The sequence below is a fragment of the Alkalibacterium sp. s-m-28 genome, from assembly GCF_054658175.1.
In genome coordinates this window covers 1-370 of sequence record NZ_BAAGIQ010000309.1, presented here as the reverse complement: position 1 = coordinate 370, position 370 = coordinate 1, and the positions used below count along the sequence as shown (strand labels likewise).

The 370-nt window shown below is 58.6% G+C and carries 1 other RNA gene; it reads left to right on the top strand.

Annotation, left to right across the window (positions count from 1 at the left end):
- Positions 1 to 370: a transfer-messenger RNA gene (gene ssrA, locus ACYQ4S_RS12455) on the top strand; the annotation flags it as partial.

Below are 370 nucleotides of genomic sequence, written 5' to 3'. Positions count from 1 at the left end.
ACATGGTTTCGACTACGTTGATTTAGCCAGGGGAAGCGTGCCGGTGAAGGCTGGAGACCACCGTAAGCGTCGCAGCAAACCAATAAGCGCCGAGAAGTCTCAGCGCGACTACGCCCTCGCTGCATAAGCAAGCGACCGCGTGTCTGTCAGCCTAGGGAAGTCCCTGACCTAGATCCTGGCATCGACTAAGGGACTTGCTGTTCAATCGCGTCAGCGGGGTTGAACAGGACTTTTACCGTTGACTGGGCTCATCATCCGGAAGTGTTCGTCCTAGCCGGAGGGCCAAGCAGAGATCTTTGCGCGAACTGCGCACGGAGAAGCCCTGGCGAGGTGACGTAGGACCCGGGTTCAATTCCCGGCAGCTCCACCC